Raw genomic sequence first — 15,878 nt, 5'->3', positions numbered from 1 at the left:
CATCGGACCCCGCGATGGCTTGTGCCTGGCGCGCCGCGCGGCCATATCCCATGCAGCTTGAACAGACCTGTGCCGAGTCCATGACCCATACCCATTCCACCGACCTGCTCGTGATCGGTGCCGGCCCCGCCGGCTACACCGCCGCCATCTACGCCGCCCGCGCCAACCTGAAGCCGATTCTGGTTGCCGGCCTGCAGCCCGGCGGCCAGTTGATGATCACGACGGACGTGGAGAACTATCCGGGCTTCGCCCGTGGCATCCAGGGTCCGGAACTGATGGAACAGATGGCCGCACAGGCCGCCCATGTCGGCACGCGGATCATCCACGACATCATTACGGAATGCGCGCTGGCCGAGCGTAAAGCAGACGAACCTTTCCGCCTCGTCGGCGATTCGGGCGATGTCTATCTCGCCCGCACGGTGGTGATCGCGACCGGTGCGCAGGCGAAGTGGCTGGGCATTCCCGGCGAGTCCGAATATCAGGGCGCCGGAGTCTCGGCCTGCGCCACCTGTGACGGTTTTTTCTATCGCGGCCGCGAGGTGGCCGTTATCGGCGGCGGCAATACCGCGGTGGAAGAGGCGCTGTACCTGACCCATCATGCCGAGCATGTGTTCCTGATCCACCGGCGCGACAGCCTGCGTGCCGAGAAGATTTTACAGGACCGACTGTTCGCGCACCCCAAGATCACGGTGAAGTGGAACCGGGTGGCCGAAGAGATCATCGCGGACGGCGAGCCGCCGGTGGTGACCGGCATCACCCTGCGCGACACCGAAACCGGCGCTCCGGAAAATCTGTCGGTCGACGGCGTCTTCGTCGCCATCGGTCATGCGCCGCACACGGAAATCTTCCGTGGCCAGATCGAAACAGACGACGAGGGGTATATTGTGACGAAGCCAGGGGGGACCCGCACTTCGGTGCCCGGCGTATTCGCGGCCGGCGATGTACAGGACAAGATCTACCGTCAGGCGATCACGGCTGCGGGAACAGGCTGCATGGCGGCGCTGGAAGCGGAACGTTTCCTGGCTGGAATACCCGGCTGACCCCCATCAAATCCTTGACCGGACGGCCCGTTTCGGTCACCAAAAGTAACTTTGGTTTCACTATTCCTCCTGTCAGGATCGGAGCGTAGCATTGGACTGGGACAAACTCCGTATTTTTCATGCGGTGGCCGAAGCCGGTTCGTTCACGCATGCGGGCGATGTACTTAACCTTAGCCAGTCTGCGGTTTCGCGACAGATTTCGGCACTGGAAGAAGCCCTTCAGGTTCCGCTGTTCCATCGCCATGCCCGTGGCCTGATCCTGACCGAGCAGGGCGAAACCCTGAACCAGACCGTGCGGGAAGTGTTCTCGAAACTGGCGATGACGCAGTCGCTGCTGACCGAGAGCAAGGAAAAGGCCGCCGGCCGCCTGCGCGTGACCACGACGACGGGCTTTGGCACCTGTTGGCTGACGCCGCGCCTGCATCGGTTCATGGAAACCAATCCCGACATCACGATCACCCTGATCCTGGAAGATAACGACCTGGATCTGGGCATGCGCGAGGCCGATGTCGCCGTGCGGATGCATCCGCCGCGCCAGCCCGACCTGATCCAGCGTCACCTCGCGGATTTCCCGCTGCCGATCTATGCCGCCCCCAGCTATCTGGAGGAATACGGCACCCCCCAGACCCTCGACGAGTTGTCTGCCCACAAGCTGGTGCTGTTCGGCGGTTATCATCCGCCTGTTCCGCATATCAACTGGCTGGCGGAAGCCGGCGTGCCGTCCGACGAGAAGCGGGGCGCGCGGCTTGAAGTCAACAGCCTGCCGGCGATGGCATCCGCCATCGCGGCCGGAGTCGGAATCGGCTCGGTGCCGCTTTACGCGACCGGACCGCATGCGAATCTGGTCAAGATCCTGCCCGACGTCCCACTGCCGACGGTCGATGCGTATTTCGTCTATCCGGAAGAACTGCGCACTTCGAAGCGGGTTGCCGTGTTCCGCGATTTCCTGCTGTCGGAAATCAATGGCCGCCATCACTAAGCGGGCCGATACCATCCGCAGGGAACCGCAGGACCGATGAGCAGCCGCGACAAGCAGGGCAATGCCTCAGGCAAGCAGGCTTACGAAGCCCGCCGGGCCGCGAAGGCCGGCGTGAGTCTGGATAACTGGCTGGCCCGCAAGGATGATACCCGCAAGGCCGCCTCCGCCCCTCCGGTGCAGCCCAATCCCGTGCTGGCGCAGGCGCGCTCGGTCTGGCGGCGCCTGATCGACCGGGCTCACCGGCCCCTGTAAGGGGCTGTCACAAGCCCCGTTGACGGCGCGCTTTCCGGGCGCCTTCGCGCGATTGCACTGAGGCCGTTTCAAAAGCTTCTGATAACGCACGGAAGCGCGGTTGCGACTGCGCTTCTGCCGACAGTTCTGATGTGTCGAGAATGGAGCGGTCTCGTGGGCCGTGAGCCTTGGCGCGCAGGAGGCTGCCGTCAGATCGCCGGAAGCGGCGGTATTGAAACCGACCTTCAGCAACGCACGCCGCAGCACCATGCGAGGGGTGACGGCGCGTAGCCTCTCCCTGCCCTGGCGTTCTAGCTATGGCGGTGGGCGGTGCGCCCGAGCCGGCAGCGATGCGATTTGTCGCGATAATACATGGCCTGCCCGATCGGGGCGAAATAATGCCGCTGGCCGATGGCCCGCAGCCTGTGGCCGTGCGTCCCGATCACCGCGTCATGCGATGCGCAGAGATGCGCCGCCAGGCCGCTGCGATGATGATGCGTGCGAGTACCGGCCCAGGCCGGCGCGGCAACGCAGGACGCCGAGACACACACCACAAGAAGACCAGAGATTACGTCCCGCACGCTCACGCACCCTCGCCGTCCGGCGCCAATCATGGAGAAGAATTGGTAGCAGCCAAGCCTGGAACGTATCAAGAACATTCCGTCGGGCGCGCGGAGGCGTGCCACGTCGCAACCATCCTGCGTGGGCGGTCAGTCCTCTCCGGAATCGACGACGCCATTGACCCGCTCGCGCAGTTCCTTACCGGCCTTGAAGAACGGGACGACCTTTTCATCTACCGCCACCATTTCGCCGGTGCGGGGATTGCGACCGGTGCGGGCATCACGCTTTTTAACCGTGAACGCCCCGAATCCGCGCAGTTCCACCCGGTCCCCGCGTGCCAGGGCCGCGCTGATCTCGCTGAAAATCGTCTGAACGATCAGTTCGACATCGCGGCCGAGAAGGTGCGGATTGGCAGCAGCCAGTTCGGCAATCAGCTCCGATTTGGTCATCCGTCTTGTCCCGTTTCGATTCAAGGTTTCCAGAGCGCGACCGCTCCGTCGAGCGCAACACCTTGCGATACCACAGATCCTGCCCATTCCTCACCAAGAATGACGCTGAGCATGCTGCGAGTCAGTCGCGGGATCCATTTTCCCTCGGCCGGCGCCTTCAGATCGAGAACCGGAACCGTGTCGGGAAGGTGCTGTCTGCGGGCCAGCCAGGCCACGGCATCGCGCTCGGTGCCGATCTGGTCGATCAGCCCCAGAGGCAGCGCCTGCCGACCGGTATAGGGGCGACCGTCGGCCAGCGTGCGCACCTTGTCGGCCGGCATATGCCGACCATCTGCCACCATCGCGACGAACTGGTCGAACAGGTCTGCCACGACACCCTGGAGCATCTGCCGCCCTTCAGGCGACAGCGGCTGGACGGCCGAAGGCTGCCCCTTCAGCGGACCGGACACCAGTTCGTCCACCCGCACGCCCACGCGATCCAGCAGGCCGGAGACATCCGGGGCCTGCATGATCACGCCGATCGACCCGGTCAGGGTCGACTGGCCGGCGAAGATACGCTGCGCCGGCACCGAAATCATGTAACCCGCCGAGGCCGCGACCCCGCCCATCGTCACCACGACGGGTTTGCGCGCGGCGAAGCGGGCCACCGCGTCGTGCAGGGCCTCGCCACCGCTGACCGAGCCACCCGGGCTGTCGACCGACAGCACCAGCCCACGCACCCTGTCGGCCTTTGCTGCGCGGTCGATCAGGTCGATCAACTTGCGATTGTCCGACCCGATGATCCCGCTGACCCGGACCCTGGCCAAGTGGTCGCTGCCAATCATGGGGGTATGATGGAACAGCGTATGACCACCCAGCCCCAGCCAGGCCAGAACGAAGGAGGCCACCGCCCCCACTCGCCAGAAGATCAGTCGGCGGCGCAGACGCAACCGGTCGACCACCAGATCGGGGTCAGCCATGGGACTGCCGGACGATCCGCGACACTAACCGCACGATTACTCCTGCGGCGCGGCCGGCTTGCGCCCACGGCGGGCCGGCTTGGCGGCGGCATCGTTCTCGGTCGGCGTTTCTTCCACCGTCGCGGTGATCTTGCGGCCCAGCCCAATTTCCCGCGCCAGGGTGGAGCGGCGTTCGGCGTAGTTCGGGGCGACCATCGGGTAATCCGTGGGCAGGCCCCAACGCTCGCGATACTGGTCCGGCGTCATGCCGTACGCGCTTTGCAGATGCCGCTTTAGCATCTTCAGCTTCTTTCCGTCTTCGAGACAGACGATGTAGTCCGGGAAGACCGACCGTTTGATCGGCACTGCCGGCTGCAGCTTCTCAGGCTCCGGCGCAACCTGGCCGAGCGAGGTCAGCGCCTGATAGACCTGCCGGATCAAATCAGGCACGCCATCGGCGACTACGCTGTTGTTCGAAACATGCGCGGATACGATCTGCGCCGTGAGTTCCAACAAAGAGGCACCCTGCTCGATTTCCGACATACCGAAATTCCATTCTGTTATTATGACTTCTTACGACATCACCGATTCGCGTCGCTTCTTTATCATAAGTATCTTGGAATGACAGCGCAGACAAATAATTCTTACGAAACATTTTTTATTTTTAACGGGAACGACCAACGATGAGCGTTACAAGAAGTAATAAACCGTCAATCATCGCGTTCGGAAGCGTCAATATCGACGTCAGCGCACGCGTGAATCACTTTCCCGTTCCGGGCGAAACCTTGCATGCACACGATGCCGGGCTCGGTCTGGGCGGCAAAGGCGCCAATCAGGCCGTCGCGGCGGCCCGGCTGGGCGCCGATGTGCGGCTTGTGGGCCGGACGGGAGACGATCCGCTGGCTGATTTCGCGGCCGATTCGCTCCGGCGGCATGGTGTCGGCGCCGAAAATTTATACCGCTCGGCCGGCGACCTGACGGGACTCGCGATGATCTGTACCGACTCGGGCGGCGAAAACACGATCGTCGTCGTGGGCGGTGCCAATATGGCGATCGACGGCACCGATATCGCCCGCCTGGTGCCCCTTCTGGCACCAGGCACAATCGTCCTGATGCAATGCGAAATTCCCCTGGACGCGCTGCGCGCGGCCGCCCAGGCCGTCATGCAAGCCGGCGCGCGGCTGATTCTCGACCCCGCACCGGTGCCGCAGGATGGACTGCCCGCAGACCTGTTTCCCCTCGCCGAACTGATGACACCGAACGAGACCGAAACGGAACGCCTGACCGGCCTGCGCCCGCATGACGCGGAAAGCGCACGCCATGCGGCCGACAGACTGCACCGCCTGGGTCTGCGACGGGCCATCGTGAAACTGGGCGCGCGGGGCGTTCTGTATTCAGACGAATACGGACATGGATTCGTGTCGCCCTTTACTGTCGATGCCGTGGACAGCACGGCGGCCGGCGACTGCTTCAATGGTGGCCTGGCGGTCGCGCTGTCATCGGGCATGGATCTGGCCGGCGCGACGCGTTACGCGGCCGCCTGCGGCGCCCTGGCCACCACACGCCGGGGCGCCTCGGACGCCGCGCCGACCCGGCAGGAAGTCGAACGCCTGCTGGCCACACAACCTGCGTAACCGGCTACGCTATGCGGGCCGCGCCCCCTGCCCCGTCTGCTGCCCATCGGTCCAGACATGGGTGATATTGGCGCGCGACGCCGTATAGAGCGCCGTGGCCAGCAAGTCTTCATCGCTCTCGTCGCCCCATAGCCGCATGGTGCCTAGCGAGGCGTCGGGGTCGATGCGCAGGGCATCGAAATGCTGGCCGGGGGCGAAGCGGCCCACGGGAAGGTCCAACGCGTCGCCCCCGCCTGCCGTGGCCAGATGGAAAGCCGTCATCATGTCCACCGCGCTTCCCGGCCGGCCGCGCTCTGCCGCCGGCCGGTCAGGGTCCACGCCGTCGCGCAGCATGCGCGACGCGGCCACCGTCATGCGCATCGCCCCCATCATCGAGGCTGAAGGGCCGCCTGCGATATCGGTCCCCAGTCCCACCCGCACGCCCTTGTCCAGCGCGGCGCGCAGCGGAAAGACCGCATTGGCGAACCAGGCGTTCGACAGCGGGCAATGCGCCACAGCCCCGCCCCGCCGGGCCAGCAGGTCCATGTCGGACCCGGTAATGAAATTGCCATGGGCCAGCACCGTATTGCGGGTCAACAGGCCGAAACGGTCCAGGGCCTCCATATCGCTATGCCCGAAACGATCCTGGCCGTAATCGCGCGCCCAATCGCTTTCCGCACAATGGGTCTGCACATGGCAACCGCACTCCCCGGCCAGATGGCCGAGCGCGCGCAGCATGTCGTCGGTGCATGAGGGCAGGAAGCGCGGGGTGATGACCGGCCGCACCCAGCCGGTATTGGCGGGATGGGCCGCGATATGCGCCGCGACCGCCCGCGTGGCGGCCACCCCCTCGGCCACCGAGGCGTCGCGGTAGAAATCCGGGCACTGATCGGGATTGTCCATCACCACCCGCCCCACCAGCGCCCGTTGCCGGGCCTCGATGCAGGCATCGGCCAGTTCGCACGTCGCCTCCACATGCCGGCTGGCGAAATACAGCGCCGTGGTGGTGCCCCCCGCCAGCAGATCGGCCACGAGGCGCCGATAGACCGACCGCGCGAACAGGCGGTCGGCGTAGCGCGCTTCCAGCGGGAAGGTGTAGCGTTGCAACCAGACCTCCAGCGGCTGGTCCAGCCCCTTGCCGAGTTGCGGATATTGCGGCGCGTGCACATGCAGGTCGACCAGGCCAGGGATCAGGAGGCCGTCCAGCGTCACCAGTCGGCCTGCCTGTGCCGCCTCCCGCGCCAGGGTGCGATGCTCTTCGCTGCCCGCATGGCAGACCGCAGCGATCCGCCCATCGGCACCGATTTCCAGCAATCCGCCAGCCATCCGCTCCAGCCGGCCGGCGGCCGGTGCATGGAACCAGTCGCCGGATACCACGCAGTTCCGCAGGTCCGTCCACGCATGCGGACCGGAACGATGTGAGGCGGGCCATTGATCGGTCATTCATCTCTCCCTGCGGCGGTTCGGCCATGCGACTTCCGCTGCTTATGACTGATATACACAGTCTGGCTATCGTCCCGGAGAAGCGTGACCTAGTCTAATCGTGAATTGCCCCTGCCGCCGGATACCCCTCACGCCGTGCCCGTCTTCCCCGCCTTTGCCCTCAGCATGCTGGATCGCCTCCTGTCATGGCGCCCGCCGACTCTCCGACCACCGGGAGCCGGGCGGCTGAGCCATCTGCGGTGGCTATATGCCCCCAAGGCCGAGGCAGTCGGCTTTGCGCTACGCACGACCGCCGCCGCCATCCTGTCGCTGATCCTGGCGATGTGGATGGAACTGGACGACCCGCAATGGGCGCCGATGACCGTGTGGATCGTCGCGCAGGGATCGCGCGGCGAGAGCCTGTCGAAAGCGCGATGGCGCCTGGTGGGCACCGCCATCGGCGCTATTTCCGCCGTCGCGCTGGTGGCGGCCTTTCCACAGGCGCCGTGGCTGTTCTTTCCGGCGATCGGCATATGGATCGGCCTGTGCTGCAGCGTGGCCACGCTGGTGCGCAACTTCCGCTCCTACGCGCTGGTACTGTCAGGCTATACCTGCGCCATCATCGCGCTGGATGCCGTACGCGACCCGAACGACGTGTTCATGATCGCAATGTCGCGCTCGACCTACATCGTGCTGGGCATTACGTGCGAAAGTCTGATCGCCGGCCTGCTGTCCCATAACCTGGCCGATACCGCGCGCCGCAATATTCGCGAGAAGTTGCTCTCGGCTCTGACCAGTTCCTCCAACGCCATTGCCGACCTGCTGGCCGGCAACGAGGAAGCCTTCGTCCGCTCGCGCGCCCTGTTCGGCACCATCCTGACGATCAACGACCAGATCGAGTTCAGCGAGATCGAGATGGGGCCGCACGGGCATGAGGGCGATCATGCGCGCGCCGCCCTGGCCACGGTATCGGTGCTGCTGTCGCGCGGGCTGGGCATGACCGCGCGCCTGCGTGCGCTGGGTACGGCCCACGCGGGCTTTACCGAAACGTCGCTGCTGGTGCGCACCTATCTTCAGGGCCTGCCGCCTCGCCTGAAACAGGACGAAGACCTGCCGGAGGTGCTGGCCGACCTGCGCGCGCTGCGCGGCGTCTGCCGCCAGCAGATCGTCAATGCGCTGACCGAGGAAAGCAGCGGCCAGCACCCGCCCGACAGCCCCGAGATCCAGTCGCTGCTGGATGGGCGCATCCTGCACAGCGCGCTGGAGGAACTGCTGGCGGAACTCCAGCAGGCGCTGGAGGAATTCGATGCCAGCCACCGTGTCATCCGTGGAGACCGTTTTCATTTCCGCCTGAAAGCGCATCGCGACCTCAAGGAAGCGGCCCATAACGGCATTCGCGCCGCCGTCGCGATTACCTCGGCGGGACTGATCTGGGAAATCACCGCCTGGCCGAGCGGTCTGGCCTTCATCATCATGGTCGCCCTGACCTGCGGCCTGTTCGCCACCCGCGAAAACCCGGTCCTGGGCACCATGAACTTCCTGCTTGGCGCGGTGTGGGCGGTCGGGGTCTCGTTCGTCCTGGTCATGCTGATCCTGCCGCGTCCGGCGGATTTCGAGGTCCTGGCGGCCTGCCTGGCACTGCCGATGATCGCCGGTGGGCTGGCCACCCGCAACCCGGCCACAGCCGGCGCCGCCGCGTCCTATACCCTCTTCCTTTCCAACCTGATCGGTCCGTCGAACCAGGGCCGGCTGAACGAGATCGCGTATTTCAATTCCTCGCTCTCGCTACTGGCCAGCATCGGGTTCTCCGTGCTGATCTTCCGCACCATCCTGCCTTTCAGCAGCAGGACCGAGCGCCTGCGCATGCGTGAACATAATCTGTACGACCTGCACCATCTGGCGTCGGCGATGCCCATTCCGCAGACCCATGACTGGATCGGGCTGAACACCGACCGCTTCGCCCGGCTGATCCGTCATGCCGGCCCCACACCGACACCGACCATCGAGGCCTATCTGCAGGGCACGCTCTCGGTCATGACGATCGGGCTGAACATCATCCGCGTGCGCACCGTACTGGCCCGCAATCAACTGCCTCTCCAGGCGCACCGTCCGCTGCTCCTCGTCCTGCGCCGGATGGCACAGTTCACCGGAAAGCACGGCCGCACGGCGCAGGCGGCCCGCCTTGCCGTGGCCAGCCTGCGCGGCATCGAGGCCCGGGAACCCAATATCGGTGCCCGCATCGAACTGACCCGCGCCATTGCCTATCTGCTGGTCATTTCGAACGAATTGGATGCCAATGCGACGTTTCTCGATACGTCGTCGTCCTACCGTCCGCCCACCTAGACCTGTCCGCCCGGCGTGCCGCCTTTTCCTGCCGACACAAAACGGGCAACACTGATCGGATCGAGCCAGACCGAGTACCCCGATCATGATCCCGTCCCTGCCCCCTACGCCCGCCCGCCATGCCCTGCGCGGCCGCGCTGTCACCTTCGGCGCCAATCCGTTCATGGCCGATCCTGCGCAGGCGCTGGTGTATGAAGCCGACGCGCTGATCCTGATCGAGGATGGCCGCATCACGCAGTTCGGCGCCTTCGACGCGCTACGCGATACGCTGCCGCCCGATACGCCGATCACACATTGGGGCGACGGGATCATTTCGGCCGGGTTCGTCGATACCCACGTTCATTACCCGCAACTGCCCATGATCGCAGCCTATGGCGAGCAGCTTCTGGAATGGCTGGAGCGCTATACTTTTCCCACCGAGGCCCGTTATGCCGACCCGGATTACGCATCCGACGTGGCGCGACGCTTCCTGCGCGAATTGCTGCGTGCCGGCACCACCAGCGCCGCCGTGTACTGCACGGTCCATCCCCAGTCGGTCGATGCGTTCTTTACCGAATCGGCGCGCCTGAATACCCGCATGGTCGCGGGAAAAGTGCTGATGGACCGCAACGCGCCCGCCAACCTGCGCGACACGCCCCAGCGCGGCTATGACGAATCCCTGGCCCTGATCGACCGCTGGCACCAGCACGGGCGGCAACTCTATGCCGTCACCCCGCGCTTCGCCGCCACCAGCACCGAAGAACAGCTCGACCTCGCGGGCAGCCTGCTGCGCCAGCGCGAAGGGCTGTTCATGCAGACCCACCTGTCGGAAAACCTGGCGGAGGTCGAGTGGATCAGCCATCTGTTTCCCAACCGCGCTTCCTATCTCGACGTCTATGCCCATGCCGGGCTTGTCGGGCCGCGCAGCGTACTGGGCCATGGGGTCCATATCGACGAAGGTACATTCCATACCTGCCACGCGGCCGGATGCGCGCTGGCGCATTGCCCGACCTCGAACCTGTTTCTGGGCAGCGGCGCCTTTCGCCTGTTCGACGCGCTTGACCCGCGCCGGCCGGTACGTGTGGGCCTGGGCACCGATGTCGGTGCCGGCACCAGCCTGTCGCAATTGCAAACACTGAACGAAGCCTACAAGGTCGCGCAATCGACCGGCCGGCGGCTGCATCCGGCCCAGGCCTTCTGGCTGGCGACGGCCGGCGGCGCCCACGCGCTGTATCTGGACGACAGGATCGGCACCATCTCGCCCGGGATGGAGGCCGATCTGTGCGTGCTCGACCCGCATGCCACGCCGCTGATGGCCCAGCGCGCCGAGCAGTGCCAAACAATCGAGGACCTGCTGTTCGTGCTGATGATGCTGGGCGACGACCGCAGCGTCCGTGCAACATATGTGGCCGGCGCGCTGGTACATGACCGCGATGCCCCGGCCGGCCAGCCGGCCTGAATATCTGTGCCTGAAAATGCACGCCGGCGGCGCACCGTCCGCGCCTTCCGTGCTGCGCGGCAGGCGCATTAGTTCATTTACAGAAGCAAACGATATGTTAGGTTAGCTGACTGTTAACGTTCAGGATCGTCATGTCGGAAGCTCTCCATGACATGCCCGCATACCGCCGACCGAGCGGCATGGAACGGCGCGCCGTTTCGGACACCTTCGCCGGGCCCCGGCATGCCCTGTCATCCTCCGATCCAGGTCTGGCGGCCATGGCCTGACTTTCCAATGTGACCGACACAATCGCCACCATCGGCAGGCCGATAGCGGAAATATCATTCCGATTCCGAAAAGTAACAAGACCATAAAGGATAATGCTTTTTATGCCCGGTCATTCAGAACGTCGTTCATGGAACAACCTGTCTGCACGAATTGTTCTGATATGCGGGCTGGCCTTCATTGCCATACAGGTCGTGGCCATGACGATATCGGCATGGATGATGAAGTCTCAAGTCGAAAAAAGTGTTTTTTCCGAAGCGACCTCCCGCAGCCAGATTTTGGTCGACCAGATCACGCGGCGCCTGCTGGACCATAACGATATCGCACGCGCCAACAAGGTGGCCCTGGAAGCAAGCCACAAGGCCGGAACGGCCAGCCGGACCGAGGTCGTCAGCCTGCTTCGCGAAGCCGAGATCCGCTCCCCCAACCTCTATGCCGTTTGGATGGAGGAAATTCCCGGCGGGTTCGACGGGCAGAAGCCACTCAATGCGCCGGGGACCAACAGCCATGGCATTCTCAATCCCTATTATGTCCGCAAGCCGGATGGATCGATCGATTTCAACGCCGTCGACGAGCATTACAGCCAGAGCTGGTTCACCCAACCGATGGCCAGCGGCGAGCCCATTCTGACGGAGCCCTATATCGACGAAGGCAGCGGCGTGGAGATGATCTCGTTTTCCTATCCGCTGGTCTTCGACGGCAAGAAAATCGGCGTGACCGGGATCGATACCCCCCTGGACTGGATCGTCACCCTTCTCGGCTCATCCGACGTCTTCGGCAGCAAGAGCATTTCGCTTCTGTCCCAGGACATGGTCTGGATTTCGCACCCTGACAAGAAGCGCCTGCTCCAGCCCTACACGGACGACGGAAAAGCCGAGCTATCGCAAGCGATTTCCAGCCGCAAGGTCCGGATCATCCGTGGTTTTCATGACGGGGGCCTGGAGCGGGTGATGGTTCCCTTCCAGATCCCCGGCTTCAGCAATGTCTGGACCCTCGTCGTCGACATCCCCCGTGCCGCGCTGGATGCACCGGTGATGAACAACATCGTCGCCCTGCTGATTTCCGGCGTGCTGCTGATGATCCTTTCCGTTCTCATCGTCTATTTCATCTCGCGGAAGCTGATCAGGGAGCCGTTCCGCAACCTGCTGGCGGCAGTTTCCGATCTGACCCTGGGCCAATATGACAGGGCGGTTCCCGGCACTGGACGCGGCGACGAAATCGGCATGGTCGCCCAGGGCCTGGAAGGCTTTCGCAAGACGCTCCTGAGAGGCCGGGAGGCGGAAGAACGTGCGACGGAAGCCCGAACCCAGCATGAGCAGCTTCAGCAGAAGACGAGGCAGGAAGAGGAAACCAAGATCCGCAATATCAACAACGTCATCAGGACCATGGGAGACGGGCTCGACAATCTGGCCAGGGGCGATCTCTCCTGCCAGATCAACACCGCCCTGCCGCCCGAATTCGAGCCATTGCGGCAGAATTTCAACCAGTCGGTGCGCCAACTCGCCGAGGCGCTGTCCGAAATCGCCGGCATGGGCCGCAGCATCAGCACGAGCACCGGGCAGCTTGCGACCGAAGCCGAAACCCTGGCCAAGCGGACGGAGCAGCAGGCCGCCTCGCTGGAGCAGACGGCGGCAGCGGTCAACGAACTGACCGAGAGCGTCAGCGAATCCGTCCAGCAGATCAGCGATGCGCAGAAGATCGGCGTGCAGGCTCGCGGTTCCGCCAGCAGTTCGTCCGATATCATGCAGCAGACCCAGACTGCCATGCTGCGGATCGAGGACAACTCGAAACAGATCGTCGCCATTGTCGAGACGATCGACGTCATCGCTTTTCAGACCAATATCCTGGCCCTCAACGCCGCCGTCGAGGCCGCCCGGGCCGGCGATGCGGGCAAGGGCTTCGCCGTCGTCGCCAGCGAAGTCCGGGCCCTGTCGCAACGCTGCGCCCAGGCGGCGAAGGAAATCGGCACCCTGGTCAGGACCACGACATCGGACATCAAGACCGGCTCGAAACGTGTTACCGAAACCGGCAAGGCGCTTCAGGATATTTCCCGCTTCATCGCCGAGATCAGCGATAACCTGAACCAGATCCTGACGGCCGGGCAGGAACAAGCCTCTACCCTGACCCAGATCAACATCACGGTCAGCGACATGGACCAGGTGACGCAGCGCAATGCCGCCGTGGCCGAACATTCCCGCGCTGCCTCCCGCCGCCTGGCGGGCGAGACGGACAGGATGACCCACCTCGTCAGCCGCTTCCGCCTGCCGGACAGCACGAATCTCGTTCAGTACCGGCCCCGTAACAAGGCATGAAGACGCCCTGACAGGAAGGGATCGCCCGCCCCCACGCACGACGCGGCCGGCGGGGCGGGCGTCCATTCCGGGTCACGCCTCAAACAACCTCCGAGACAGGCAGGCGGCCTCCCACCGTGGGATTCGCGTGTTGGCGCGCGATACGAACTCGTGCATAATGTTATATTATAACTCAATAACGAGATGCGCGTATGTCATTTGCAAAATCCTATCTGATGCTGTCGGGTGCGATCCTGTCGCTTCTGGCGGGCTCCGTCAGTGCCCGCGCCGACGAGGGCATGTGGACGTTCGACCACCTTCCGAAAGCTGCGTTGCAGAAGAACTATGGATTTCAGCCGGACGCGGCATGGATCCAGCACGTCGTGCAATCATCGGCCCGGTTGGCCGAAGGCTGTTCGGCCTCGTTCGTCTCGGCGGACGGCCTGGTGATGACCAATCACCATTGTGCCAATTCATGCCTGTCCGCCTTGTCGGACAAGACGCATGATTATTTCCGTGACGGGTTCCACACGCAGTCGCTCGCCGAGGAACGCCAGTGCCCCGGCATGGAACTCGACCGGCTGGACGGCATCACCGACGTGTCGTCCCAGGTCACGCAGGCGACGAAGGGGCGGCAGGGTGCTGCCTATAACGCCGCCGTGCAGGAAGTCGAAGGCCGGTTGACCAAGGCGTGCGCCGCCGGCGATGCCGAACATTGGCGTTGCGACATGGTGGCCCTCTATCATGGCGGACAGACGGCGCTCTATCGCTATCGCCGCTACAAGGATGTACGGGTGGTGATGGCACCCGAACAGGATATCGCGTTCTTCGGTGGCGACCCCGACAATTTCAACTATCCGCGCTATGATATCGACCTGTCGATGCTGCGGGTGTACGAGGACGGCAAGCCGGTCCACACACCCTTCCTGCAGTTCGACCCCAAGGGCCCCAAGGCCGGAGACCTCGTCTTCACCTCGGGCAATCCGGGCCGCACCCAGCGCGGCCTGCCCGCCGCGGCCCTGGCCTTCCAGCGCGATATCGCCAATCCGGCCATTATCGACATCTTCTCGGTGCGCGAGGGCATGCTCTGGCAGTACGCGCGCGAAAGCGCCGAGCATGCGCGGCAGGCCGAGGATACGCTGTTCGGCGTGCAGAATGCGCTGAAATCCTATTCCGGCACCGAAGCCGCCCTGCGATCGAGCGATATCGTCGCCCAACGGGCGAAAGAGGATGCGGCCCTGCAAGCCTGGATCGATGCGGACCCGGCGCGCCGCGCCGAATATGGACAGCCCTTCGCGGTCGTAGATAAGGCGATCGGCGTGCAGAAGGACCTGTTCGCCCGCAATCTCGCGCTGCATATGGCGCTGCGTGGTCTGGCCAGTGACGCTATGACGCTGGTCGAAGGGGCCCGCGAACGCGCAAAACCCGACGCAAAGCGGCATGCCGGCTATCACGACGCGCAGCTTGGTGAAATCGAAACGGAGCTTGCCGCAAGCGAGCCTGTCTATCCGGAACTGGAAACCGCATCCTTCGCCCTGGCATTGACGAGCCTGCGTCAGATCCTGGGCGCGGATGATCCGCTGGTCCGCACCGCGCTGGGGACCGACAGCCCGGAGGCCGTGGCGGCGCGACTGGTGAAGGAGACCCGGCTGGCGGACCCTGCCGTACGCACCGCATTGTGGCATGGCGGCCAGGCGGCGATCGACAAGGCGACCGATCCGATGGTCATCTTCGCCCGGACGCTCTTCCCCGCCTATGACGCGCTGCGCGAGCGTATGCTCAACGAGGTGTCGGCCCCGTTGCACAAGGCAGAGGGGGACATCGCCCGTGCCCGCTTCGCGCAGGCACAGGCGGCGGGGCGGCTCGACGCGATCTATCCCGATGCCACCTTCTCGCCGCGCCTTTCCTTCGGAACGGTGCAGGGCTGGCGGCAGGACGGCGCGGACATTCCGCCCTTTACCGATTTTGCCGGCATGTATCGCCATGCCACCGGCAGCGAGCCTTTCGCCCTGCCCAAACGCTGGCTGGACGCGAAAGCCCGGCTGGACCTGTCCACCCATCTCGATTTCGTCTCGACCAACGATATCGTGGGCGGCAATTCCGGCTCGCCGGTGCTTGACCGTCAGGGCCATGCGGTCGGGCTGATCTTCGACGGCAACCTGCCGAGCCTGGCCGGCGATCTGTATTACGACATAAGCAACAACCGTGCGGTTTCAACCGACACCAGCGCCATCATCGCCGCACTCCGCACGGTCTACGCCGAACCCGCGCTGGCCGACGAACTGGTGCGCGGCCATCGCTGACGGGCC

General features: G+C 64.4%; 13 protein-coding genes. 8 read left to right on the top strand and 5 right to left on the bottom strand.

Annotated elements, in window-relative coordinates; translation table 11 throughout:
* Nucleotides 1-80 precede the first annotated feature (80 nt).
* The 3 genes from trxB to C7453_RS13030 all read left to right on the top strand — a co-directional run bounded on the left by trxB (nt 81) and on the right by C7453_RS13030 (nt 2,271).
* Nucleotides 81-1,040, top strand: coding sequence for a thioredoxin-disulfide reductase (gene trxB / locus C7453_RS13040; RefSeq protein WP_114728057.1), 960 nt, complete (start codon nt 81-83; stop codon nt 1,038-1,040).
* A 91-nt stretch (nt 1,041-1,131) separates the two neighbouring features.
* Entirely contained in the window at nt 1,132-2,019 is an 888-nt protein-coding gene (locus tag C7453_RS13035) for a LysR family transcriptional regulator (protein WP_114727976.1), read from the top strand.
* A gap of 36 nt (nt 2,020-2,055) precedes the next feature.
* Nucleotides 2,056-2,271: a hypothetical protein gene (locus C7453_RS13030; protein WP_114727975.1), complete on the top strand. Its 216-nt coding sequence runs from the start codon at nt 2,056-2,058 to the stop codon at nt 2,269-2,271.
* Nucleotides 2,272-2,561: 290 nt separating this feature from the next.
* On the opposite strand, the gene C7453_RS13025 is transcribed toward C7453_RS13030, so the two are convergent.
* The 4 genes from C7453_RS13025 to C7453_RS13010 all read right to left on the bottom strand — a co-directional run bounded on the left by C7453_RS13025 (nt 2,562) and on the right by C7453_RS13010 (nt 4,741).
* Nucleotides 2,562-2,837 (bottom strand): hypothetical protein, encoded by a 276-nt coding sequence (locus C7453_RS13025; RefSeq protein ID WP_245949021.1) that lies wholly within the window; start codon nt 2,835-2,837, stop codon nt 2,562-2,564.
* A 123-nt stretch (nt 2,838-2,960) separates the two neighbouring features.
* Nucleotides 2,961-3,260, bottom strand: a complete 300-nt coding sequence (ihfB, locus tag C7453_RS13020) for an integration host factor subunit beta (RefSeq protein WP_114727974.1) — start codon at nt 3,258-3,260, stop codon at nt 2,961-2,963.
* A gap of 20 nt (nt 3,261-3,280) precedes the next feature.
* Nucleotides 3,281-4,219 carry a signal peptide peptidase SppA gene (gene sppA, locus C7453_RS13015; protein WP_114727973.1) on the bottom strand — a complete coding sequence of 313 codons (939 nt, stop codon included), beginning with the start codon at nt 4,217-4,219 and terminating at the stop codon, nt 3,281-3,283.
* Between the two features lie 36 nt (nt 4,220-4,255).
* Nucleotides 4,256-4,741 carry a MucR family transcriptional regulator gene (locus C7453_RS13010; protein ID WP_114727972.1) on the bottom strand — a complete coding sequence of 162 codons (486 nt, stop codon included), beginning with the start codon at nt 4,739-4,741 and terminating at the stop codon, nt 4,256-4,258.
* A 140-nt stretch (nt 4,742-4,881) separates the two neighbouring features.
* Between C7453_RS13010 and C7453_RS13005 the strand changes: the two genes are divergently transcribed.
* On the top strand, nt 4,882-5,832 hold the full coding sequence (locus C7453_RS13005) for a ribokinase (RefSeq protein WP_114727971.1): 951 nt from the start codon (nt 4,882-4,884) through the stop codon (nt 5,830-5,832).
* A gap of 9 nt (nt 5,833-5,841) precedes the next feature.
* Here the strand turns inward: C7453_RS13005 and C7453_RS13000 are convergent, their stop codons facing one another.
* Nucleotides 5,842-7,254: an amidohydrolase family protein gene (locus C7453_RS13000; RefSeq protein WP_211311064.1), complete on the bottom strand. Its 1,413-nt coding sequence runs from the start codon at nt 7,252-7,254 to the stop codon at nt 5,842-5,844.
* A gap of 135 nt (nt 7,255-7,389) precedes the next feature.
* On the opposite strand from C7453_RS13000, the gene C7453_RS12995 reads away from it, so the two are divergent.
* The 4 genes from C7453_RS12995 (at nt 7,390) to C7453_RS12980 (ending at nt 15,872) form a co-directional block, all read left to right on the top strand.
* On the top strand, nt 7,390-9,576 hold the full coding sequence (locus C7453_RS12995) for an FUSC family protein (protein ID WP_371858486.1): 2,187 nt from the start codon (nt 7,390-7,392) through the stop codon (nt 9,574-9,576).
* Between the two features lie 85 nt (nt 9,577-9,661).
* Complete coding sequence (guaD, locus tag C7453_RS12990; protein WP_114727970.1) at nt 9,662-11,014, top strand: guanine deaminase; 1,353 nt, start codon at nt 9,662-9,664, stop codon at nt 11,012-11,014.
* Between the two features lie 482 nt (nt 11,015-11,496).
* Nucleotides 11,497-13,590 carry a methyl-accepting chemotaxis protein gene (locus tag C7453_RS12985; RefSeq protein ID WP_170222027.1) on the top strand — a complete coding sequence of 698 codons (2,094 nt, stop codon included), beginning with the start codon at nt 11,497-11,499 and terminating at the stop codon, nt 13,588-13,590.
* 191 nt (nt 13,591-13,781) lie between these two features.
* Entirely contained in the window at nt 13,782-15,872 is a 2,091-nt protein-coding gene (locus C7453_RS12980; protein ID WP_114727968.1) for a S46 family peptidase, read from the top strand.
* Nucleotides 15,873-15,878: the final 6 nt, after the last annotated feature.

It is taken from the genome of Gluconacetobacter liquefaciens, from assembly GCF_003350405.1.
GTDB classification, from domain to species: domain Bacteria; phylum Pseudomonadota; class Alphaproteobacteria; order Acetobacterales; family Acetobacteraceae; genus Gluconacetobacter; species Gluconacetobacter liquefaciens.
Note: the sequence above shows the minus strand (reverse complement) of the source record. Positions and strands in the feature narration are given on the sequence as shown.